We start from the raw sequence: 20551 nt of genomic DNA, 5'->3' as shown, positions 1-20551 counted from the left end.
AATAATTCATTAACTTAATATCTAGTTTTGAAGGTACGAGTATCATACAGTGTAGTGACGATAGTGAGAAGGATACACCTGTTCCCATGCCGAACACAGAAGTTAAGCTTCTCCGCGTCGAAAGTAGTTGGTGGGAAACTACCCGCGAGGATAGAGAGTCGCTACGCTGTCTCATGATGGAGGATTAGCTCAGCTGGGAGAGCATCTGCCTTACAAGCAGGAGGTCACAGGTTCGATCCCTGTATCCTCCATATCATGAGCCGTTAGCTCAGTTGGTAGAGCATCTGACTTTTAATCAGAGGGTCGACAGTTCGAACCTGTCACGGCTCATTTGCAACATATATACACACCATGCGGGTGTGGCGGAATTGGCAGACGCGCTAGATTTAGGTTCTAGTGTCCATTGGACATGAAGGTTCAAGTCCTTTCACCCGTATTCAATATTGTTGTTGCAATATTGATTTTCATTTAGTAAAATATGAAAGTATCGTTTTATGCCGACTTAGCTCAGTTGGCAGAGCACCTGTCTTGTAAACAGGGGGTCGGAGGTTCGAATCCTCTAGTCGGCATAATGCGGAAGTAGTTCAGTGGTAGAACATCACCTTGCCATGGTGGGGGTCGCGGGTTCGAATCCCGTCTTCCGCTTTCATTATAGTAACGCCGGGGTGGCGGAACTGGCAGACGCACAGGACTTAAAATCCTGCGGTAAGTAATTACCGTACCGGTTCGATTCCGGTCCTCGGCACTATAATGAATATGCACCTATAGCGCAATTGGATAGAGTGTCTGACTACGAATCAGAAGGTTGTAGGTTCGACTCCTACTAGGTGCATTAGTTTTTTCGGGAAGTGGCTCAGCTTGGTAGAGCACCTGGTTTGGGACCAGGGGGTCGCAGGTTCGAATCCTGTCTTCCCGATAGGCAATATTGATTGCCAGCTTTAAAAAAACCCATTTTTTGGCGGTGTAGCTCAGCTGGCTAGAGCGTCCGGTTCATACCCGGGAGGTCGGGGGTTCGATCCCCTCCGCCGCTATTCATTCCGGACCTTTAGCTCAGTTGGTTAGAGCAAACGGCTCATAACCGTTCGGTCGTAGGTTCGAGTCCTACAAGGTCCATCATTGCACGGACCTTGCATTTTATTAATGTTATCGCGGGATGGAGCAGTCTGGTAGCTCGTCGGGCTCATAACCCGAAGGTCGTAGGTTCAAATCCTGCTCCCGCAATTAGTTTTATTAAGAATTAAAATTTGGTTCCTTGGTCTAGTTGGTTAGGACGCCTGCCTGTCACGCAGGAGATCGCGGGTTCGATTCCCGCAGGGACCGTTAGCAAATCGATATGTTTGCTAGGTAGAAGTAGTCGTCAGGTATTATGCGGGTGTAGTTTAGTGGTAAAACCACAGCCTTCCAAGCTGTTGTCGCGAGTTCGATTCTCGTCACCCGCTTTGCCACTTTTATGGGCCTATAGCTCAGCTGGTTTAGAGCGCACGCCTGATAAGCGTGAGGTCGATGGTTCAAGTCCATTTAGGCCCACTATATCTGGAGAAGTACTCAAGTGGCTGAAGAGGCGCCCCTGCTAAGGGTGTAGGTCGCGTAAGCGGCGCGAGGGTTCAAATCCCTCCTTCTCCGTAGATATGACCCCTTGGTCAAGTGGTTAAGACACCGCCCTTTCACGGCGGTAACATGGGTTCAAATCCCGTAGGGGTCATTGATGTGAAAGCATCATTTAGTTATATAGATTTACTATTTAAGCAATGGAGGATTACCCAAGTCCGGCTTAAGGGAACGGTCTTGAAAACCGTCAGGTCGCGAAAGCGGCGCGTGGGTTCGAATCCCACATCCTCCTTAGTGGGTAACAGTTGATTTACTTTTTATTATCGCGGGATGGAGCAGTCTGGTAGCTCGTCGGGCTCATAACCCGAAGGTCGTAGGTTCAAATCCTGCTCCCGCAATTAGCTTCATTAAGAATTAAATTTGGTTCCTTGGTCTAGTTGGTTAGGACGCCTGCCTGTCACGCAGGAGATCGCGGGTTCGATTCCCGCAGGGACCGTTAAATGGCTCGGTAGCTCAGTTGGTAGAGCAATGGATTGAAGCTCCATGTGTCGGCGGTTCGATTCCGTCCCGCGCCATTTTGGAGGGGTAGCGAAGTCTGGCTAAACGCGGCGGACTGTAAATCCGCTCCTTCGGGTTCGGTGGTTCGAATCCACTCCCCTCCATATTAGGGATATAGTTTAAAGGTAGAACTACGGTCTCCAAAACCGTCGGTGTGGGTTCAATTCCTACTATCCCTGTTTCTACCTTTTATCATGGCGGTATTGGTGAAGTGGTTAACACACCGGTTTGTGGCACCGGCACACGTGGGTTCGACTCCCACATACCGCCCTTATTATTGGGTTATAGCCAAGCGGTAAGGCAGTGGACTTTGACTCCATCATGCGCTGGTTCGAATCCAGCTAACCCAATTGTTTTAAAATTGAATATGGCGGTATAGCCAAGTGGTAAGGCAGAGGTCTGCAAAACCTTCATCACCGGTTCAAATCCGGTTACCGCCTTTGGTTATGCTTAAGTAATCACGGTATTAATATGCCGGTGTGGCGGAATTGGCAGACGCGCAGGATTCAAAATCCTGTTCCCACTAGGGAGTATCGGTTCGACCCCGATCACCGGTATTAATTGGTTTTTCAAGCCTTTGCAAAATCAAATATCAGTTAGCTCTAATCGTTGTTATATCAGCGATTAGAGCTTTTTTTCTGTCTCAAAACCAATTACCAAGTGGTCTGGGTATTTGCATGCTTTTTTATAATTTTGCACATTTTCTGCACACCTTTTTACTTCAAAACTGAAAATCAAAAACTTTACTTTAGACTTTCAAATCAAGCTAATTATTTATCTTGGATAAAAGAATTTTGTCAGCCATCATCGAGACGACTTCTCGATTTAAGTATTTTTGATTGAGTCCAAGTTTAACTTGGTCAGCAGTGATTGATGTTTTACCATTGAGAAAACCTTCTACCGATATTTTTTGACCTTTTTTTAAGTGATAATTTGTTTGTCCGGTAACCAAAAAGTACTGATCACTACTCTTGATTGGAGCCAATAGGAGAGTGTATTCGTCAGTATTAGTTAAGGCGAGGTCTCTAATATAAAAGTTCTTTAAGGTCACATTCATAAATAAATCAACACTTTCATACTGTTCCATGGAAGTTAAGTCTAATTTATTTGATATGTCAGGATACTTATCAGAAGTCTTTTTTCTTTTTGTTTTAGAGGCTCTAACAGCCGTGCTAACGATGTTTTCGGCTTGGTTAGTATTACTGATGGAAATGTTTGATAAAAGCAATATACCGGTTAATAGAGCAATTTGTTTGCGATTCATAATCTCCCTCCTAAGATCTCTTTTGCCAAAGTATAAATCTAACTATGATGTCTATAGAAGAAAAATGAACAATTATAATTTGATAACTTTTAACTTTTTATTTATAGTGTGGTCAAATTACCATAATAAATTAAATTAAAAATCGTCAAAAACTTGTTTCTAAAAAAATTTCACTTTGTTATTATTACGACATAAAAATTACAAAGGAGATTATTTGATGAAACAGACTGCTACCTTACTGATTCAGACAGTTTATAAAGAGCTATCCAAAGGTCGAGTAGACAATTTTACGATCGTAGAATTAGCAAAATGTGCAGGGGTTAATCGGGGAACGATTTATTATAATTTTGAAACAATTGAAAATATTTATCAGGAAGTTTTTGAAAAGATTATCTTAAAAGAAATAACGACTAACAGTAATAGTTTTGAGGATTTGATCAAACATTTCATCGAATATGTAAATAATAATAAAATCTTTTGTTTAAATTTGTATTATCAAACGGCATTTACATTGCGACATGCTAATGTAATTGATTTATTGAATGACTTATTGGTGAAATATACTGATGAGCAAGAGGCAATCGTAAAGACAGAATTGATAACTGGTTATATTGGAATTATCGAGGGCTGGTTTAACACGGAATTATTGATTGACAGTTACATTATCCAGAAGCAATTATTGAAGTATCATGTTGGGACTAGTGAGTGATTTTGAACAGTTTTTAGAATATGTTCAAATTTGAACATTTTCAGAAAATTGTTTATATAAAAATGAAAGAAGGCTCGTTATTATAAAGAAGTAGTCAGGTCACTATGAAATATTTCATGGATCTAACTATTTCTAAAATTAAAATAAGGAGATTTACGGATAACAGCCTTAAATATTCGGCAATGATTCTGGACAAATCATTGCCTTTTTTACGTCTATATCAATCAAATTTGAGAAAAATTATAATTCATGTATTATATATATCGAGGTGAAAAAATGTTTAGATACGCAAAAGAAGACGATGCCGATCAGATATTACCGATATTATTTCAAATCTTCGATGAAATGGAATTAGATGTTTTTCAAGAAGTCGGCGATGAGAAAATGGCAGAAGTCATCAAAGAAGGATTTTTCCAACCAGGTTATCGTTACGGGATGGAAAATATCTTAGTCAACGAGCAAGAGGGAAAAATCGTTGCCATAATGGTCGGTTACCCTGAGGATCAAGAAGATGGTATTGACAAGCCGCTGATTAAAATTATGCATAAGCATGGAATCAAAGAGAAAAATCTCTTCAACGATAAGGAAGCTTGGCCAGGCGAATGGTATTTAGATTCATTCGCGGTCGCTCCTGACTATCAAGGCAAAGGAATCGGAACTAGAACGATGCAACATTTTATTGAAGTTGTGCGTGAACGTGGTGAGAAGATTCTAAGCTTGAACGTTGATGTAAATAATGATCCAGCCAAACATGTCTATGAAAAGACTGGCTTTAAGAAAGTTGGTCAATTGTATATTGGTAGTCACTTGTATGATCATATGCAATATGACTTAACTGTGAAAGACTAAATACTTCCCAAAATACTCTTGGAAAGTTAAAAACAAAACGTAACTTTTGAAGCATTATCTGATGATCTTAAAAGATCACTAGGTAATGCTTTTTTATTAGTCAAATAATATAAAAAATTTGAAATAGACTTTTAAATAATTGATTGAAATTAAGTCTATGAATCTTTATGCTGATAATATATTTAGCAATTCATGCCATAATAAAAAAATATTTTAAAAACTTGTCTAGGTTTAGCTGTAGGCTATGGCGCTGTTGGCAACTAACTTGTCTAGGTTTTTACGATTATCGCTTCGTCAAGCATGTGTAAGCGGTTACTAACTGTGGTAATCTAGGAATTGTTGGAGGGCATATGAAGAAATATCTGACAATATATCACGACTTATTAAATGATATTCAAATCAAAAAATATCGTTCTGGAGAGATTCTTCCCAGTAATCAACAACTAGTGATGCGTTATCGAGTATCCCGGGAAACGGTACGCAAGGCTATGCAACTGTTAGCTGACGAAGGTTATATTCAGACTATTCGGGGAAAAGGAAGTTTGGTATTAAGTAAGAAAAGATACTTGTTCCCCGTTTCCTCAATTAAAAGTTATAAAGAAATTGTCAATGATAGTGGTTTAAGTTCAGTCAATCGTATTTTAAGAATTCAAAACCATGTCTTAGTTCCAGAACGATTGCTTTTTGGATCACCGGCCATTTATGCCAATTTAGTTGTCCGTGAACGAATCGTTAACGGACTGCCCACGATTCTTGACTATGATTATGTTAGTGAAGAGGTAGTTAAGGAAATTCCGTTGACAGCAGCTCAAGATTCACTTTTTAAATATTTTGAGGATGAGCTAGGGTTGACGATTGACTACGCGGTCAAGCATCTTACGGTTGAAAGTGCTGATTACGATGACTGTGAAAATCTGAAAATTGAGCAGTCGATTCCGATAGTGGTCGTTCGTAGTGAAACTCATTTAACTGACAGTCGAATATTGTCATATACCGAATCACGACATCGTGCTGATAAGTTTAGCAGTGTCGAATTTGCACGAAGACACCATTAGTGTCAACTACATAAGGGGGTTGAATAATATGTCGAAAAAGAAGGATTACGCCGCTCTAGCATCAGAAATTATTGCTGGTGTTGGGGGAGTCGAAAATATTAACAAAGTTATCCACTGTATTTCTCGTTTGAGATTTTATCTAAAAGATGAAAAAAAGGCCCAAACAGAAAAGATTACAGCTTTAGATGGTGTTGCCGGTGCTTTATATAATGCGGGTTTGGGACAGTATCAAGTTGTAATTGGACCAGCCGTTACTGATGTTTACGATGAAGTTATCAAACAATTAGGTGCAGGTTTTGCGGACGATGATGCAACTAAATCAGCTGTTGCTGAAACTGAGGGAACAGAACAAAAAGCTGAACGTCCTAAGAACCTTTGGGGTTGGATTGCAAGAGGATTCCAAGTTTTAATTGGAACAATTACTGGCTCCATGATTCCAATCATTGGATTGTTAGCTGCATCTGGTATTTTGAAAGGATTCTTAACTTTATTTACATTCAACTTAAATTTGATCAACACTAAGTCGACAACTTATATCATTATTAATGCCATGGGCGATTCGGCCTTTTATTTCTTACCAATTTTGGTTGGATTCTCTGCTGCGAAACAATTGCGTTCAGATCCAATCGTTGTTGGAGCAATAGCAGGTGTCTTGGTACATCCAACTATTGCTGCACTCTGGGCTGCTCCTACTAAAGGGATGGCCACATTCTTAGGTATTCCAATGAATGCTGAATTCTTTGGTTTACCAATTCATATCCCACAGTATACATACTCAATTTTCCCAATTATCTTCGCTGCTTGGTTGGCAAGACCAGTAGGTAATTGGCTCAAGAAAGTTTTACCTTTGAGTCTTCGTTCCATTTTACAACCTTTATTTACACTCTTTATCGTTGCTACAGCGGTTTTAGTAGTTATGGGACCAGTTATTTCCTTGATTTCAAGTGCCTTGGCAACTCTAATCAATGCCTTAGTTACAACTAATGAAGCCATTGCTGGATTAGTAATCGGTGGTTTATATCAAGTGCTGGTTATCTTTGGTTTACACTGGATGGTCGTGCCAATTGTTTCAAACGATATCGCAATGACCGGACATTCAGTTTTGAATGCTTTGATCAACTTTACAATGATTGCTCAAGGTACTGGTGCTTTAGCCGTCTGGGTTAAGTCAAAACGTGCTGATATCAAAGGTTTGTCTTTAGCTGGTGCTCTATCAGGTTATGCCGGTGTTACTGAACCTGCAATGTATGGTATTAATTTGAAATATGGTCACGTCTTCTGGATGGCTAATATCGGTGGTGCTGTCGGTGGTTTAATCGCCGGATTGATGAAGATTGATATGTTTGGTTTCACAGGTTCATTGATCGGTTTCCCATCATTCTTCTCAAAGACAAATCCTAACAATATTTGGGCTTTCGTGATTGCTAGTGCGGCCACAATTGTTGTTTCCTTTATCTGTGTTTACTTTTGGGGTTACAGTGATGCTGACTTAGCAAAGGTTAAGGCTGCTCAAAAGAAGAATGTTTTCAAAGACGCAACTAAGTAAAAGGAGACTAATATCATGACAGAAGATTGGCAAATTGATTATCAAGATGTACCAACAGGCACTAAGTCATATGGACAAGAAGCACTCTTGACATTAGGCAATGGCTATCTTGGTTGGCGTGGTGCTTCGGTGACTAGTCGTTATAGTGAAGATCATTATCCAGGTCTTTATATTGCGGGTGTATTTAATCAAACCAGTACAACCGTCAATGGTCATCAAGTTATCAATGAAGATCTAGTTAATTTTCCCAATCCTCAGTTATTGAAATTAACGGTTAATAATGAATCGGTAATCATGCCTTATCAACAGAGACATGCTCAGTTGGATATGAAACATGGTTGTCTGATTGAAGAAACAACATTTTCACTCGGTGAAGGACACTTGTTTTTGAAGACGACGAAAGTATGTAATCCGGTGTCATATCATCAACTTGGTCTAAAGATTGAATTAAGCTTAGATTTTTCTGCACAAGTAAAAATCGAATTGATTATTGATGGGGCGATTCAGAATCAAAACGTTGCTCGGTATCGTAAATTCAATAGTCAAGAATTTCAATTAATTGCTGGTAATGGCAATATTTTACAAGGGCAAACTTTACAATCCCAAATAAGTTTTGCAATTGGGGCAAAGACAACTAGTAGCAAAGCTGACTTTAAGACATTACATTTGCCAGATAAAGTTATCGATCAAGCACAGGTCAATTTATCCAAAAATGAACCAATTACGATCGAACGGATCATGTCCGTGGCTACTAGTCATGAGTCAGCTGACTTTCTAGCAATAGTACAAAATGATTTGCAAGAGGGCAGTTATACAGATATTTATCAAACGAGTGTCAATCATTGGCAAGAATTTTGGCAAGATTCAGATGTTTTCTTAAAGTCGACTGAATCGGATATTCAAAAATTAGTTCGTTTGAATATTTTTCAGCTGCATCAGGCCGCTCAAAAGGAATCTAATCCAGACTTTGACGCCTCAGTGGGTTCGCGTGGTCTCACTGGTGAAGGTTACAGAGGACATATCTTTTGGGATGAATTGTTCTTGGTTCCTTATTATGCGGCTAATGATCCAGAAGCTGCCAAAGCTATAATCAAGTACCGAATTAAGCGTTTGAAAGCAGCTCAGAAAAATGCCGAGTTGCAAAGAGAAGCTGGCGCAATGTATCCTTGGCAATCTGCATCAGTTGGAGATGAACAAGCTCAGTTTATTCACTTCAACCTCTTGTCTAACACGTGGTATCCAGATAATTCACGTCTGCAACGGCATGTGTCTTTGGCGATTATCTACGATTTGTGGAGCTATACTCAAATAACTGGTAATAATGATTTGCTTTTGAACGGTGGCTTGGAGATGCTACTGGAAACAAGCAAGTTTTGGCTCAACAAAGTGCAATACGATGGCGAAAAGTATCATTTGTCGGGAGTTATGGGTCCAGATGAATTCCATGAAGCTTATCCAAATGCCAAGACTGGCGGTTTGTCGGATAATGCATATACTAATTTGATGTTAGCATGGTCTTTGTCGTGGCTTTTAAAACTACGTGATACTATGGCTAAAGATTTTGTCAAAATTGCTAAAAAGACTGATTTTACTGACAATCTGCTTGAAAAAGCTGTTGAAGTCAGCCATAAACTGGCACTTTATATAACTGAAGATGGAGTAATTGAACAATACAATCATTATTTTGCTTTGAAAGAGTTAGATTTACCGGCATACGCCAAAAAATATGGTGATATTCATCGGATCGACCGTATCTTAATTTCCGAAGGAAAAGTGGCTGATGATTATCAAGTCGATAAACAAGCTGATACTTTGATGATGGTATATAACCTTGGTATTAAGACCATGGCGCAAACGATTGAAAAGTTAGGTTATCATCTTCCAACTGAATGGTTATTACAGAATCGTGATTACTATTTGGCCAAGACTGTTCATGGTTCAACAGTTTCACGTCCAGTTTATGCTAGTGTCGATATGGCGATTAATGAATGTAATGCTGCTTGGGAAAAGTTAAAAGTGGCCATCAAGTCAGATTATGATGATATTCAAGGTGGGACCACGGCTGAGGGCATTCATACTGGCGTTATGGGAGCAATTCTAACCGTTATAACGCGTGACCTTGCCGGAGTTTATTGGTCAGATAAGATGTTGACAGTTGAACCAAAGCTACCAGACGAAGTGACTAATTTAGCTTTCAAACAGACCTATCAAGGTGTAAAGTATCATTTTACTTTGCAAAAGGATAAGTTGACGATTGAAGCTGATCAATCAACTTTAGTTAAGGTGATGGGAAAAACAGTTGAATTGTCGGCAAATGATCCTCAAATTTTTGGGATTGCTTAGTTTAGTTTCTGATAGTTTTATACTTGATCGTGTTAGTAGATTAATTCTACTGGCACGATTTTTTTTGATAATTTTAGTCACAAAAATACCTCCAAAGTCGTGATAACTTTGGAGGTATAGGTTAAGTTTTATTCGCATTTATTTTTAAAATTATTCAAATAGGACATTTTTGATTTCATTTCCAATTTATCCAAGTCAGTTTTTGGCGCCAATATCGGTAGTTTGATGTATTTATCCAAGAAAATTGCAAGAAGAGTTCCCATCGGTCCATCGTCCATATTTTCGAAGATCAATTCTAACCCAGGATGGCCCTGACTTAAAATAGTTGGTTGTACCTTCAAGATCTCTTGACCACCTTTGGTCACGTGGTAATCTGAATTGACTAAATCACCAACCACATTCCAATTGGCCTTGCTGAGGTAAACGTACTTCAAATCAATCATCGGTAGGGCGTTGATGGTAGCTTTTTCTTCGCCATTTATTTCAATGGAGTAAATCTTCAAAAAATTATTTTTTAATTTGATTTCACCAATTAACGTATTTAAGCGATTGTACAATTTGATCAAAAAAGGATTGTCTTTGTCACGAGAAGCAATAAAAGTGGTTTCCTTATTTTGATTTGCGATAACCAGAATATTACCAACAGCTAGATCTGCTTTTCGAATGTAGAGTTCCATTATTGACCCTGTTTCTGATTATCAGCGATAGTTTTCTCGATAATTTTAGCGACACCATCGTTGATATTACTGTCAGTTTCAACTTGAGCAAGTTCTTTAATGGCAGGGATGGCATTAGCCATAGCAACACCAGTTCCAGCATCGCGAATCATCGAATAATCATTGAGATTATCACCGATAGCCATAATTTCTTCTGGTAAAATATTCTTGTTGTCGGCGTATTGTAAAAGGGCAATTCCCTTTTGAGCATCAATACTATTAACTTCTACGTTATTTGGTGAAGAAGATGTGACGACGACGTCTTTAACCTTCTTAGTAATTTCTTTTTTTAATGGGGCGAGGACTTTATATTGGTGTTCATTGAAACCAATTAGCTTCATGATCTTGTAAGAATCATTATTAAGAATATTGTCAAAGCTATCAACAAAATTCATTGGCATCATTTTAACCCGTTCCTGGGTATCTTTTAAGGCTTGTTTGTAAGTGGTGCCAGGATTAAGTTTAACTAGCAAATTGGCTAAATTAGTTACTCGTGCTTCACGGTCGTTTGAAAAAATACCTTTATCAGTAACGATTTCAAAGTAGACATGATATTTATTAAAAATTTCGGTAACGGCTTTTTGAGATGATTTAGACAAGGGATTACTTGAGATCATCTGACCTTTGGTATCGAAAACTTCGGCTCCGTTTAAGGTTATGAAACCAGGGTGAACATGATTTTGTAAGAAAGGTTTGGCTTCACTTAACCCGCGGCCAGTAGCAATTAGAAATTCAATGCCATTTTTTTCGGCATCTTTAATTGCTTGAATATTGCGATCTGAAACTTCCATTTTTTCATTTAACAATGTGCCATCCATATCGGATGCAATCAATTTAATCATAAAGTTCCCTCCGAGTGCGTTATGCTATAAGTGAATGTTACCATATTTTAGGTGATTTATTTTAAAACAGGCAGGTGTAAATTTGAAAACCTTAATAAAAAATGATTGGCAAGAAGTGTTGAATGGAGAATTCGACAAGCCATATTATGAAGAATTACGAGAATTTTTGGTTAATGAATATAATACCCAAACGATATATCCAGAGATGCATAAGATATATCAAGCATTTGACTGGACACCATTTTCGGATACTAAGGTAGTTATCTTGGGACAAGATCCTTATCACGAACCTAATCAAGCCATCGGTTGTAGTTTTGCAGTTGCACCTGGTGTGACAATACCACCATCTCTGCGCAATATCTACAAAGAATTACAAGATGATGAGGGCTGTACTCCTGTCAATCACGGTTATCTAAAAGCTTGGGCTCAACAGGGTGTATTATTGTTGAACTCGGTTTTGACAGTTAGAAGAGGTCAAGCCAATTCGCATAAAGGACACGGTTGGGAAAAGTTGACTGACTATGCGATTCAAGCCTTATCAGAACGTGGTGGCGTGGTCTTCTTATTGTGGGGCAATGCTGCAAAAAGCAAAATTCCTTTAATTGATGAATCAAAAAATACGATTATTTCCTCGACCCATCCCAGTCCCTTCGCGGCTCGCTATGGATTCTTCGGTTCTAAGCCATTTTCTAGAGCAAATAAAGCGCTTTTAAACTATAATGAAGAAGTAATTAATTGGCAATTACCAGAACGTGCCGATGAAACGGAGGAAAAGTAATGGATTTATTTGAAAGCCTAAAAAGTAAAATTGACGGGAAAAATTTAACAATTGTTTTCCCAGAAGGTGAAGAACCTAGAATCTTGGGGGCCGCAACTCGACTAAAGAAAGAAAACATTCTCCAACCAATTTTAATTGGGAATGAAACTGAAATTAACAAAATTGCAGACGAAAAGTCATTTGATTTAACTGGTATTGAAATTATTGATCCTAAGAATTATGCCGATTTTGACACGATGGTGGATAAATTTGTTGAACGTCGTAAAGGTAAAAACACCAAAGAACAAGCTGAAACAATGTTACTAGACAGCAATTACTTTGGTACCATGTTAGTTTATCTTGATAAAGCTGATGGAATGGTATCTGGAGCAATTCATTCAACTGGTGATACTGTTAGACCTGCTTTGCAAATTGTTAAGACTGCACCAGGCAATTCTCGTATCAGTGGTTCTTTCATTGTGCAAAAAGGCGACGAAAGATATCTATTTGCCGATTGTGCAATCAATATTAACCCTAATGCTCAAGAATTAGCTGAAATTGCTGTGCAAACGGCTAATAATGCTCAACTATTCGATATCGACCCTAAAGTTGCTATGTTAAGCTTTTCAACTAAGGGTAGCGCTAAGAGCGATGAAGTAACTAAAGTAGCTCAAGCTACAAAGATTGCTCAAGAATTAGCACCAGATTTGCCATTAGATGGTGAACTTCAATTTGATGCGGCCTTTGTACCAACTGTTGCTGCTCAAAAAGCTCCGGGCTCAAATGTTGCCGGACATGCAAATGTTTTTGTCTTCCCAGAACTTCAATCTGGTAATATCGGGGTTAAAATTGCCCAAAGATTCGGTGGCTTTGAAGCCATCGGACCTGTTTTACAAGGACTTGCTAAGCCAATTTCTGACTTATCACGTGGCTGTGTTGAAGAAGATGTCTATAAGTCAGCAATTCTAACTGCTGCTTTAGCACTTTAGAATTAAGGAGGAACCATGCCTGAATATCAATTAACAACGAACTCATATGAAGAAACTGAAAAATTGGGCGAAAAGATTGCCGCTTTGTTGCAGCCAGGGGATGTCATTGTTTTAAATGGCGACTTAGGTGTTGGCAAAACGACATTGACGCGTGGATTAGCACGTGGTTTGGGCATCAAACGTAATGTTAAGAGTCCCACATTTACCTTGATTCGTGAATACAACGATGGCAAAATGCCACTTTACCATATGGATGCGTATCGTCTAGAAAGTAGTCCTGATGAAGATTTAGGTTTTGATGAATACTTCCATGGCAACGGTGTAACCATCGTTGAATGGCCTCAGTTTATTAAAGATGAGATTCCTGATGACCATTTGTCGATCAATATCAAACGTCTGTCCGACACTAAACGAGAGATTGTTTTCAAGCTTCATGGTGAAGCCTTCAATGATCGTGGCTTTGGTGATTTAAAATGAGTGATCAATTAAAATTACGAGAAGCAATTCCGGCAGATGCCAAATCATTATTGGATTTTCTCAAAAAAGCTAGTCAGCAGAGTGATTTCATTATATTTGATGATATTAAGGATGTTTCAGTTCAAGCAGAGGCTGATTCATTGGCAGAGATTTTTGACTCTGTGACTGATGAATTGATTGTGGCACAATTAGATGAGCAAATTATTGGTTTTTGCCGCTTAGAGAAAGTCAGTGCTCAAGAGGCCGAATTCGGTGTGGTAGTTGACAAAGAATTTTGGCATAACGGTATCGCAACGTATTTGTTAGAAGATGCCTTGGATTGGGCTGCAGAATCGGAACTACAAACAATTATTTTAGAAGTATATAAAGACAATTCAGTAGCAATTCATTTGTATCAAAAATTTGGTTTTACGATTGAATCGGAAACAGAAAAAACTTATCAAATGAAAAAGATGGTTTAGCTTGTTAGCTTAACCATCTTTTTTATTTGTTCGGTTCCAAATTCTTGTTCAGTTCTCAAGAGGATTTCCGCACAAGCAACGCTATCAGCAAGCGCATTGTGGTGATTTCTCAAGTCGATGTTCAAGGCATCAGAAACGGTATTTAATTTGTGATTTGGAAATTGTGGATAAAATTTGCGACTTGTTCGTAAAGTATCGATCGTCAGATACTTGGGAACCATGATTCCGTAATTTGATAAGGTATTTTTTAGCACACTATTGTCGAAACTAGCATTATGAGCAGCCACTAAGTGTCCATTATCAAAGAGTGTGTTAATGTGCGGCCAAACTTGGTCAAAAGTTGGAGCGTCCGCCACATCTTCTGGTCTAATATGATGAATTTGGATATTGCGGGGACTGAAATATTCTTGCGGATTGATCAAGGTGTAAAAGCTGTCGACAATTTTACTGTCACGAACAAGGACCAAGGCTAAAGAACAAGCACTGCTGCGACTGCCATTAGCCGTTTCAAAATCCATTGAGACAAAATTCATTAATTAGTTCTCCTTAATATTTAGATCTAATTCAATCGGACAATGATCAGAACCGTAAATATCATTCAAAATATCGGCGCTTTTGATCAGGTTCTGTCCATTGTTTGAAACTACGAAATAATCGATTCGCCAACCAGCATTATTTTTCCGAGCATTGAAACGGTAGCTCCACCAAGAATACTTGATTGTTTCGGGATGTAGAAATCTGAAACTGTCGGTAAATCCACTCTTGAGTAATTCGGTGAATTTTTCCCGTTCCTGGTCAGAGAAGCCCGGATTCTTGTGATTTGATTGGGGATTTTTTAAGTCGATTTCCTCATGGGCAACGTTTAAATCGCCGCAGAGAACAACTGGCTTATCAGCGGATAATTTTAACATATAATCTCTCAGAGCATCGTCATAACGCATCCGATAATCGATTCTTTTAAGTTTTGGTTGTGAGTTAGGCGTGTAACTGTTGATCAAATAAAAATCTGGAAATTCTAAAGTTATCGTTCGGCCTTCGTCATCAAATTCTGAAATATCCAATCCCGTTGTAACGTTCAGAGGTTCTTGTTTAGTGAAAATTGCTGTACCAGAGTAACCCTTTTTTTGAGCATAAAAGAAGTATTGATGATAACCGGGTAAGTCTAAATCAATCTGACCTTCTTGTAGTTTAGTCTCTTGAATACTGAAGATATCAGCATCTAAACTTTGAAAAGTTTCCATAAAATCTTTTTTGACTACAGCTCTCAAGCCGTTGACGTTCCAAGATATAAGTTTCATAACATCACCTCGCCATAATTATAGCATTATTGTGATACCAGTTAGTTCGTTATGGGCTTAACTATGTGATAAAATTAAACGTAAGTCTAAGTAGTTAAAAGGATGATGAATATTGAAGTTTCCAGTTGAAAAATTACCAAATATTGAATTTAAGTTAGATGAACCACTCAGCAAGTATACCTTTACGAAAACTGGGGGACCCGCTGACGTATTAGCCTTTCCAAAAACACGTGAGGAATTGGTTGAGATTGTTGATACTGCAAGAACTAATCAAGTTCCCATCACGGTAATTGGCAATGCCAGTAATTTGATCATAAAAGATGGTGGAATTCGTGGAATCGTGATTATTTTACCTAACTTCCATCGAATCGAGGTTTCTGAGACAAAAGTGACTGCCGAAGCTGGAGCAACAATTATTAATACTACTATCGCTGCTCAAAAAGCTGGTCTGACCGGAATCGAGTTTGCGGCTGGTATTCCTGGTAGTGTCGGTGGAGCGGTCTTCATGAACGCCGGAGCCTATGGTGGCGAGATTAAAGATGTGTTTGAGTCAGCTGAAGTCTTATTGCCGGATGGACATATCACTACTTTGACGCATGAGGATATGAATTTTAGTTACCGTCACAGTACCGTTCAAGACGACGGTGGTATCGTTATAAGCGCTACGTTCGCCTTGAAACGTGGCAACAAAGTTACGATTCAAGAGGAAATGGATCGTTTAAATGAGTTGAGACGTTCCAAGCAACCACTTGAATATCCATCTTGTGGAAGTGTCTTCAAGCGTCCTAAAGGCCACTTTACGGGACCATTGATCATTAAAGCTGGTTTACAAGGTAAAATAATTGGTGGAGCGCAAGTTTCAATGAAGCATGCTGGTTTTATCGTTAATATTAAACATGCCACCGCAACTGATTATTTAGACTTAATTCATTTGATCCAGAAAACGATCAAAGAGAAATTTGATGTTGAACTTCAAACCGAAGTTCGTATTATTGGTGAAGAAAAAAAATAACGAAATGGTAGGTGATGTCTGTGGAAATAATTGAATCAATTCTTTTGATTCTTTCACTTTTGATTGTTGCCAATATAATTAGCCATTACTTTGTATCAATTCCACCCAGTCTGCTGCAGATATCGGCAGGTGTTTTGGCGGCATTAATTATTCACGTCAAGATATATGTCAACACTGAGTGGTTTTTGCTTGCCTTTATTGCACCGATCCTATTCAATGATGGAAATAATTTTCCTAAAAATGAATTGTGGAAATTAAAGGGCCCTATCTTAGGAAATGCAATCGTCTTAGTAATTGTTTCGACGCTTTTGGGTGGCGTTTTTGTAAAATGGTTGTTACCGACTCTACCTTGGGCAACTGCGTTTACTTTGGTGGCAGTATTGTCGCCAACTGATCCTATCGCGGTTCAATCAATTGCCCAAAAAGCTCACATTCCTGATAAATTGATGCATTTGATCAGTGGCGAAAGTTTGATCAACGACGCTTCGGGATTGATCTGCTTTAAATATGGAGTCGCGGCTACGGTGACAGGAATGTTCTCCTTAAAAGATGCCACAATGGACTTTTTCTATATCTCAATCGTAGGTGCTTTAGTTGGTGCAGTGATGATTTGGATTTTTAATGGAATCAGATTGTACTTGATGAACCAAGGCGTTGACGACTCAATTTTACATGCCATTATTCAAATTATTATTCCTTTTATAATTTATTATGCTGCCGAAGATCTGTTCAAAGTCTCAGGTGTTGTAGCGGTTGTGATTGCAGGAATATTGAACATCTCTTCTAACCGAAGTTTCAGTAGTTTTACTCCGGAAATTCAACTGATCACTTCTCGGACTTGGAATCTGGTGGTGTATGTGTTGAACGGCTTTGTCTTTGTCTTGTTGGGAATTGAAATTCCTTTTGCAATGGAAGAATTAGTTCATAACGATAATATCAACACCATCGGAGCGGCCTTTTTAGCGTTGGTTATTTGGATCATGCTAGTCGTGATCAGAGCCAGTTGGAGTTATTTGTATGCAACCTTTTGGAATAACTCAGCAGGGGAAAAGATTGTTCTATGGTCGAAATCCCGGCTAGATGATTGCTTAATGTCAGGTATTTCTGGAGTTCGTGGAGCGGTTACGATGGTTGGTGTTTTATCGCTGCCATTAACGATTAAGGGTGGTGCACCATTTCCCGCTAGAACCTTATTGTTGTTCTTAGCAAGCGCAGTGATTATTTACAGTTTGTTAGGTGCTACGATTCTGATTCCACTGATGACTAAAAATACCGCTCCGGTTGCTTATCGTGGGAATACCTTTGTTTCTGATGAATCAAATAATGATGAACAGACAGATGGCAATACGGTTGAGTTGACACAAACTGAAGCTAACCGAGTGGTTTTAGACAAAACGGTCAAAAAGTTACGTTCGGAAATGGACGATGGCGATGTTTCGGTATATTCAGCCGTGATAGGTGAATATTTATCTGATATTCGTAATTTGAGTATGAACGGTAGCAACTTTGGAACGGTGACCCAAATTAGCAAACGCCATGTTAAAGGTAAAAAGGATGCTGAGCTGTGGGACATTTGTTTCAACTGTGAATTAGAAGCACTAGATGATCTCTATACCAATCATGAGATTTCAACTGAAGCCTATAATCAAGCCAGCCGCAAGATTTCTAAATATAAAAAGGAAATTGTTCATCGTAATTATAATGCGACAGTCGAGTTCTTTATCGGATATTTTCGCAGAACTTACTTAACAATCAGGCGCTGGGTCTATCGCTCTGTTAAGCATGAGAATTTACGTCAGATCAATCAAGAAATGATCAAGATTTCAAAAAGCGGTGCGCAAAGAGCGTTAGCTAAGTTGAAAGAATTGAGTCAAGCCGATAATGCTGGCTTTTCAGATAATCTGTTGTACATTTTCCAACGTCATTACGAGGATCGTTTAGAGTTACTGCAAGGCAAATATCGTGGTCAATCACCGCAATTCAATAGCGAACGCGTTGCTTTGGAAGTGAAAGCTCTAAGTTATCAGCGAGCTTTTGTTCAGGACATGTTGGAGCAAGGTAAAATTAGCAAGAATACTGCGAATGAATTGCGTCAAAATATTAATTATAGTGAAGAAGTTTTGAATATAGATACTGATTGATATATCAAATTTGGTGAACTTTTATAATTTTTATTGTTTGTTATAATTAGTTCGAACTGCTAAGGAGCTAGAGAAATGAATTTTATACCAAGCAATATATTTACGTGGCAGAACTTGGCTAACTTGGTTGATATCCTAGTAGTCTGGTATTTTCTGTATAAAGTTCTGTCGATGTTACGAGGAACAAAAGCGGTCCAGCTTCTGAAAGGAATTGTGATCATCTTTGTAATCAAGATGGTTAGTTGGGCATTAAACCTGCATACAGTTTCTTTCTTAATGGATCAGTTGATCAATTGGGGAATTATTGTGATCGTGATAATTTTCCAGCCCGAAATTCGTCGTGGATTGGAACATTTAGGACGACTGCCATTATTCAGTTCAACGAGTAATGAAGAAGGCAAAACAAAGAATCATCTGATTGAAAGTTTAGATCAGGCGATTCAATACATGAGTAAGCGTAGAATTGGTGCTTTGATAACTTTAGAGATGAATACTGGTTTGGAAGAATATGTCGAGACTGGTATTGATCTAGATGCTGAAGTTACAGGCGCTTTGTTGATTAATATTTTTATCCCTAATACACCTTTGCATGATGGAGCCGTCATTATTCGGAATAACCGGATTTCAGTTGCGGCCGCATACTTGCCTTTGTCAGAAAGCAATACGATTCCTAAGAAATTAGGGACAAGACATCGAGCTGCGGTTGGTATCAGTGAAGTGACAGATGCAATTACGATCGTCGTTTCTGAGGAGACAGGTGGCGTAATGATCACAAGAAACGGTCATATGATGCTTGATCTTTCACGCGAAGACTACTTGAAATATCTTCACGCACAATTAAAGGATCCGAATGAAACTGAAAATCATTCCTTGCTAGATTTCTTTAAGATCGGTCGCAAGAAGAAGGAGGGGCAAGATGATAAAGAAAATAATCAATAGTAATTATTTCTTTGCACTCATCGCATTAGGTTGCGCCCTGTGGTTATTCTTCTATGTCAGCACACCCGGTGTAGGATCCACTCGAGATACTAATCAATCCAATATTTCAACTGTAACGAAAAAAGTTACGTTAACCGTACCTTTACAGTTACAGGCTGATGTTAATAAGTATTACATTACCGGTTATCCTGAGAACGTAAAGATTACCATCGAGGGACCATCAGCTTTAGTTACCGCAACCAAAAATACCCAGAACTTTAATTTGTATTTAAATCTGAAAGACTTATCAATCGGTCAACACCGAGTTCAAGTCAAAGAATCAGGCTTAAACAGCGAATTGACCTACAGTATAAAACCTAAGTATGTGGATGTTAATATCCAACATCGGGTCACTAAGAAATTTGCTGTTCAAGTGGACTACAATAAGGAGTCATTAGCAACCGGCTATGAGGCTGGAAAGACTGATATTTCTCCTGAAACTGTGACAGTTACTGGTGCTTCGTCAGAAATTAGTAAAATTGATAAGGTAATTGTAAAACCAATTTTGCCAAAAGGAATAAAATCGACCTTTGATCAAGAAGTTTTAGTGCAAGCACTCGATAAAAATGGTAAAACAGTAAATGTGACATTGGATCCACAAACGGTACACGTTAAAATTCCAATTTCAATTCAAAGCAAACAAGTATCCATCAACCTAAAACAACAGGGGAATTCTAATAATTCGAGTTTCTCGCTTGAATCTGATGTGAAAAGCATTAGAATTTTCGGGACGCAGGATCAGATAGATGCAATCAATGATTCAGTTGATATTCCAATCGACGTGAGTGATGTCACCGGAAATACCAAGAAGTCAATTGATTTAGGTAATGCTTTGGGAAGTAAGGTTGCCTTTACGGATCCAGAAACTATCACTGTGACGATTACTGCTAGTTCATCCGGCAGTAGTTCAAGCAATAATAGTACTAATACTGATAATAGTAGTAGTACAGACAATAATAATTCGTCGAATAACAACTCGACTGAAGATAATAATAGCGAACAATAATA

18 protein-coding genes, 26 tRNA genes and 1 rRNA gene are annotated in these 20551 nt (G+C 38.7%); 40 read left to right on the top strand and 5 right to left on the bottom strand.

Going from position 1 to position 20551, the window contains the following annotated elements; translation table 11 throughout:
• Nucleotides 1-50: 50 nt before the first annotated feature.
• From rrf to ACYT32_RS10745, 27 genes are all read left to right on the top strand, one after another.
• A 5S ribosomal RNA gene (gene rrf, locus ACYT32_RS10875) occupies nucleotides 51-167 on the top strand.
• 11 nt (nucleotides 168-178) lie between these two features.
• A tRNA-Val gene (locus ACYT32_RS10870) sits at nucleotides 179-251 on the top strand.
• A 6-nt stretch (nucleotides 252-257) separates the two neighbouring features.
• A tRNA-Lys gene (locus ACYT32_RS10865) sits at nucleotides 258-330 on the top strand.
• Between the two features lie 23 nt (nucleotides 331-353).
• A tRNA-Leu gene (locus ACYT32_RS10860) sits at nucleotides 354-436 on the top strand.
• A 60-nt stretch (nucleotides 437-496) separates the two neighbouring features.
• Nucleotides 497-569: transfer RNA gene (locus ACYT32_RS10855), tRNA-Thr, on the top strand.
• A 4-nt stretch (nucleotides 570-573) separates the two neighbouring features.
• Nucleotides 574-645, top strand: a tRNA-Gly gene (locus ACYT32_RS10850).
• A gap of 14 nt (nucleotides 646-659) precedes the next feature.
• Nucleotides 660-745 (top strand) — tRNA-Leu (locus tag ACYT32_RS10845).
• 13 nt (nucleotides 746-758) lie between these two features.
• Nucleotides 759-832, top strand: a tRNA-Arg gene (locus ACYT32_RS10840).
• Nucleotides 833-842: 10 nt separating this feature from the next.
• Nucleotides 843-916, top strand: a tRNA-Pro gene (locus ACYT32_RS10835).
• A 41-nt stretch (nucleotides 917-957) separates the two neighbouring features.
• Nucleotides 958-1031, top strand: a tRNA-Met gene (locus tag ACYT32_RS10830).
• An 8-nt stretch (nucleotides 1032-1039) separates the two neighbouring features.
• Nucleotides 1040-1113: transfer RNA gene (locus ACYT32_RS10825), tRNA-Ile, on the top strand.
• A 34-nt stretch (nucleotides 1114-1147) separates the two neighbouring features.
• Nucleotides 1148-1221: transfer RNA gene (locus ACYT32_RS10820), tRNA-Met, on the top strand.
• Nucleotides 1222-1246: 25 nt separating this feature from the next.
• Nucleotides 1247-1320, top strand: a tRNA-Asp gene (locus tag ACYT32_RS10815).
• A gap of 48 nt (nucleotides 1321-1368) precedes the next feature.
• Nucleotides 1369-1439, top strand: a tRNA-Gly gene (locus ACYT32_RS10810).
• Between the two features lie 13 nt (nucleotides 1440-1452).
• Nucleotides 1453-1527, top strand: a tRNA-Ile gene (locus ACYT32_RS10805).
• An 8-nt stretch (nucleotides 1528-1535) separates the two neighbouring features.
• Nucleotides 1536-1623: transfer RNA gene (locus ACYT32_RS10800), tRNA-Ser, on the top strand.
• 7 nt (nucleotides 1624-1630) lie between these two features.
• Nucleotides 1631-1702: transfer RNA gene (locus tag ACYT32_RS10795), tRNA-Glu, on the top strand.
• A 48-nt stretch (nucleotides 1703-1750) separates the two neighbouring features.
• Nucleotides 1751-1840, top strand: a tRNA-Ser gene (locus ACYT32_RS10790).
• 32 nt (nucleotides 1841-1872) lie between these two features.
• Nucleotides 1873-1946: transfer RNA gene (locus tag ACYT32_RS10785), tRNA-Met, on the top strand.
• A gap of 24 nt (nucleotides 1947-1970) precedes the next feature.
• Nucleotides 1971-2044: transfer RNA gene (locus ACYT32_RS10780), tRNA-Asp, on the top strand.
• A gap of 6 nt (nucleotides 2045-2050) precedes the next feature.
• Nucleotides 2051-2123: transfer RNA gene (locus ACYT32_RS10775), tRNA-Phe, on the top strand.
• Between the two features lie 4 nt (nucleotides 2124-2127).
• Nucleotides 2128-2210, top strand: a tRNA-Tyr gene (locus ACYT32_RS10770).
• Between the two features lie 4 nt (nucleotides 2211-2214).
• A tRNA-Trp gene (locus ACYT32_RS10765) sits at nucleotides 2215-2285 on the top strand.
• Between the two features lie 18 nt (nucleotides 2286-2303).
• Nucleotides 2304-2376, top strand: a tRNA-His gene (locus ACYT32_RS10760).
• An 8-nt stretch (nucleotides 2377-2384) separates the two neighbouring features.
• Nucleotides 2385-2456: transfer RNA gene (locus ACYT32_RS10755), tRNA-Gln, on the top strand.
• A 19-nt stretch (nucleotides 2457-2475) separates the two neighbouring features.
• Nucleotides 2476-2546 (top strand) — tRNA-Cys (locus tag ACYT32_RS10750).
• 33 nt (nucleotides 2547-2579) lie between these two features.
• Nucleotides 2580-2663 (top strand) — tRNA-Leu (locus ACYT32_RS10745).
• 209 nt (nucleotides 2664-2872) lie between these two features.
• Here ACYT32_RS10745 and ACYT32_RS10740 read toward each other — a convergent pair.
• Nucleotides 2873-3370, bottom strand: a complete 498-nt coding sequence (locus tag ACYT32_RS10740; protein ID WP_395266222.1) for a hypothetical protein — start codon at nucleotides 3368-3370, stop codon at nucleotides 2873-2875.
• 217 nt (nucleotides 3371-3587) lie between these two features.
• On the opposite strand from ACYT32_RS10740, the gene ACYT32_RS10735 reads away from it, so the two are divergent.
• From ACYT32_RS10735 to ACYT32_RS10715, 5 genes are all read left to right on the top strand, one after another.
• Nucleotides 3588-4079, top strand: coding sequence for a TetR/AcrR family transcriptional regulator (locus ACYT32_RS10735; RefSeq protein ID WP_395266221.1), 492 nt, complete (start codon nucleotides 3588-3590; stop codon nucleotides 4077-4079).
• Nucleotides 4080-4355: 276 nt separating this feature from the next.
• Nucleotides 4356-4928, top strand: a complete 573-nt coding sequence (locus tag ACYT32_RS10730; RefSeq protein ID WP_395266220.1) for a GNAT family N-acetyltransferase — start codon at nucleotides 4356-4358, stop codon at nucleotides 4926-4928.
• 350 nt (nucleotides 4929-5278) lie between these two features.
• Nucleotides 5279-5983, top strand: a complete 705-nt coding sequence (gene treR, locus ACYT32_RS10725; RefSeq protein ID WP_395266219.1) for a trehalose operon repressor — start codon at nucleotides 5279-5281, stop codon at nucleotides 5981-5983.
• A gap of 28 nt (nucleotides 5984-6011) precedes the next feature.
• The gene (locus ACYT32_RS10720) at nucleotides 6012-7529 is read left to right on the top strand and encodes a PTS transporter subunit EIIC (protein ID WP_395266218.1); all 1518 of its coding nucleotides are present in this window, start codon (nucleotides 6012-6014) and stop codon (nucleotides 7527-7529) included.
• A 15-nt stretch (nucleotides 7530-7544) separates the two neighbouring features.
• On the top strand, nucleotides 7545-9872 hold the full coding sequence (locus ACYT32_RS10715) for a glycosyl hydrolase family 65 protein (RefSeq protein ID WP_395266217.1): 2328 nt from the start codon (nucleotides 7545-7547) through the stop codon (nucleotides 9870-9872).
• Between the two features lie 128 nt (nucleotides 9873-10000).
• On the opposite strand, the gene ACYT32_RS10710 is transcribed toward ACYT32_RS10715, so the two are convergent.
• Nucleotides 10001-10549 carry a hypothetical protein gene (locus ACYT32_RS10710; RefSeq protein ID WP_395266216.1) on the bottom strand — a complete coding sequence of 183 codons (549 nt, stop codon included), beginning with the start codon at nucleotides 10547-10549 and terminating at the stop codon, nucleotides 10001-10003.
• Nucleotides 10549-11430 (bottom strand): Cof-type HAD-IIB family hydrolase, encoded by an 882-nt coding sequence (locus ACYT32_RS10705; protein ID WP_395266214.1) that lies wholly within the window; start codon nucleotides 11428-11430, stop codon nucleotides 10549-10551. Before ACYT32_RS10705 ends, ACYT32_RS10710 begins: the two co-directional genes overlap by 1 nt.
• An 82-nt stretch (nucleotides 11431-11512) precedes the next feature.
• Here ACYT32_RS10705 and ACYT32_RS10700 point away from each other — a divergent pair, with 82 nt between their 5' ends.
• Genes ACYT32_RS10700 through ACYT32_RS10685 form a run of 4 tightly spaced genes read left to right on the top strand, consistent with a single transcriptional unit; the run spans nucleotide 11513 to nucleotide 14114 of the window.
• Nucleotides 11513-12208 carry a uracil-DNA glycosylase gene (locus ACYT32_RS10700; RefSeq protein WP_395266213.1) on the top strand — a complete coding sequence of 232 codons (696 nt, stop codon included), beginning with the start codon at nucleotides 11513-11515 and terminating at the stop codon, nucleotides 12206-12208.
• Complete coding sequence (gene pta / locus ACYT32_RS10695; RefSeq protein WP_395266212.1) at nucleotides 12208-13176, top strand: phosphate acetyltransferase; 969 nt, start codon at nucleotides 12208-12210, stop codon at nucleotides 13174-13176. The genes ACYT32_RS10700 and pta overlap by 1 nt, the downstream gene beginning before the upstream one ends.
• A 15-nt stretch (nucleotides 13177-13191) precedes the next feature.
• Complete coding sequence (gene tsaE / locus ACYT32_RS10690; protein WP_395266211.1) at nucleotides 13192-13653, top strand: tRNA (adenosine(37)-N6)-threonylcarbamoyltransferase complex ATPase subunit type 1 TsaE; 462 nt, start codon at nucleotides 13192-13194, stop codon at nucleotides 13651-13653.
• Nucleotides 13650-14114 carry a GNAT family N-acetyltransferase gene (locus tag ACYT32_RS10685; RefSeq protein ID WP_395266210.1) on the top strand — a complete coding sequence of 155 codons (465 nt, stop codon included), beginning with the start codon at nucleotides 13650-13652 and terminating at the stop codon, nucleotides 14112-14114. The genes tsaE and ACYT32_RS10685 overlap by 4 nt, the downstream gene beginning before the upstream one ends.
• Here the strand turns inward: ACYT32_RS10685 and ACYT32_RS10680 are convergent.
• Nucleotides 14111-14647 carry a 3'-5' exonuclease gene (locus ACYT32_RS10680; protein WP_395266209.1) on the bottom strand — a complete coding sequence of 179 codons (537 nt, stop codon included), beginning with the start codon at nucleotides 14645-14647 and terminating at the stop codon, nucleotides 14111-14113. The genes ACYT32_RS10685 and ACYT32_RS10680 overlap by 4 nt on opposite strands.
• Before the next feature lie 3 nt (nucleotides 14648-14650).
• Entirely contained in the window at nucleotides 14651-15412 is a 762-nt protein-coding gene (locus ACYT32_RS10675) for an exodeoxyribonuclease III (protein ID WP_395266208.1), read from the bottom strand.
• A 112-nt stretch (nucleotides 15413-15524) separates the two neighbouring features.
• On the opposite strand from ACYT32_RS10675, the gene murB reads away from it, so the two are divergent.
• From murB to ACYT32_RS10655, 4 genes are all read left to right on the top strand, one after another.
• Complete coding sequence (murB, locus tag ACYT32_RS10670) at nucleotides 15525-16424, top strand: UDP-N-acetylmuramate dehydrogenase (RefSeq protein WP_395266207.1); 900 nt, start codon at nucleotides 15525-15527, stop codon at nucleotides 16422-16424.
• A 20-nt stretch (nucleotides 16425-16444) separates the two neighbouring features.
• Nucleotides 16445-18565 carry a cation:proton antiporter gene (locus tag ACYT32_RS10665; protein ID WP_395266206.1) on the top strand — a complete coding sequence of 707 codons (2121 nt, stop codon included), beginning with the start codon at nucleotides 16445-16447 and terminating at the stop codon, nucleotides 18563-18565.
• Nucleotides 18566-18640: 75 nt separating this feature from the next.
• Nucleotides 18641-19504: a diadenylate cyclase CdaA gene (cdaA, locus tag ACYT32_RS10660; RefSeq protein ID WP_395266205.1), complete on the top strand. Its 864-nt coding sequence runs from the start codon at nucleotides 18641-18643 to the stop codon at nucleotides 19502-19504.
• A complete protein-coding gene (locus ACYT32_RS10655) occupies nucleotides 19482-20549 on the top strand; it encodes a CdaR family protein (RefSeq protein WP_395266204.1) in 1068 nt (355 codons plus the stop codon). The genes cdaA and ACYT32_RS10655 overlap by 23 nt, the downstream gene beginning before the upstream one ends.
• Nucleotides 20550-20551 lie beyond the last annotated feature (2 nt).

Source organism: Companilactobacillus sp. FL22-3 (assembly GCF_054881455.1).
The sequence above is the reverse complement of the archived record's forward strand: the minus strand, read 5'-3'. Positions and strand labels throughout refer to the sequence as shown.

Coding starts and splice junctions, on each gene's coding strand:
- ACYT32_RS10740 (WP_395266222.1), bottom strand. CDS start 3,370: ATGAATCGCAAACAAATTGCTCTATTAACCGGTATATTGCTTTTATCA.
- ACYT32_RS10735 (WP_395266221.1), top strand. CDS start 3,588: ATGAAACAGACTGCTACCTTACTGATTCAGACAGTTTATAAAGAGCTA.
- ACYT32_RS10730 (WP_395266220.1), top strand. CDS start 4,356: ATGTTTAGATACGCAAAAGAAGACGATGCCGATCAGATATTACCGATA.
- treR (WP_395266219.1), top strand. CDS start 5,279: ATGAAGAAATATCTGACAATATATCACGACTTATTAAATGATATTCAA.
- ACYT32_RS10720 (WP_395266218.1), top strand. CDS start 6,012: ATGTCGAAAAAGAAGGATTACGCCGCTCTAGCATCAGAAATTATTGCT.
- ACYT32_RS10715 (WP_395266217.1), top strand. CDS start 7,545: ATGACAGAAGATTGGCAAATTGATTATCAAGATGTACCAACAGGCACT.
- ACYT32_RS10710 (WP_395266216.1), bottom strand. CDS start 10,549: ATGGAACTCTACATTCGAAAAGCAGATCTAGCTGTTGGTAATATTCTG.
- ACYT32_RS10705 (WP_395266214.1), bottom strand. CDS start 11,430: ATGATTAAATTGATTGCATCCGATATGGATGGCACATTGTTAAATGAA.
- pta (WP_395266212.1), top strand. CDS start 12,208: ATGGATTTATTTGAAAGCCTAAAAAGTAAAATTGACGGGAAAAATTTA.
- tsaE (WP_395266211.1), top strand. CDS start 13,192: ATGCCTGAATATCAATTAACAACGAACTCATATGAAGAAACTGAAAAA.
- ACYT32_RS10685 (WP_395266210.1), top strand. CDS start 13,650: ATGAGTGATCAATTAAAATTACGAGAAGCAATTCCGGCAGATGCCAAA.
- ACYT32_RS10680 (WP_395266209.1), bottom strand. CDS start 14,647: ATGAATTTTGTCTCAATGGATTTTGAAACGGCTAATGGCAGTCGCAGC.
- ACYT32_RS10675 (WP_395266208.1), bottom strand. CDS start 15,412: ATGAAACTTATATCTTGGAACGTCAACGGCTTGAGAGCTGTAGTCAAA.
- cdaA (WP_395266205.1), top strand. CDS start 18,641: ATGAATTTTATACCAAGCAATATATTTACGTGGCAGAACTTGGCTAAC.
- ACYT32_RS10655 (WP_395266204.1), top strand. CDS start 19,482: ATGATAAAGAAAATAATCAATAGTAATTATTTCTTTGCACTCATCGCA.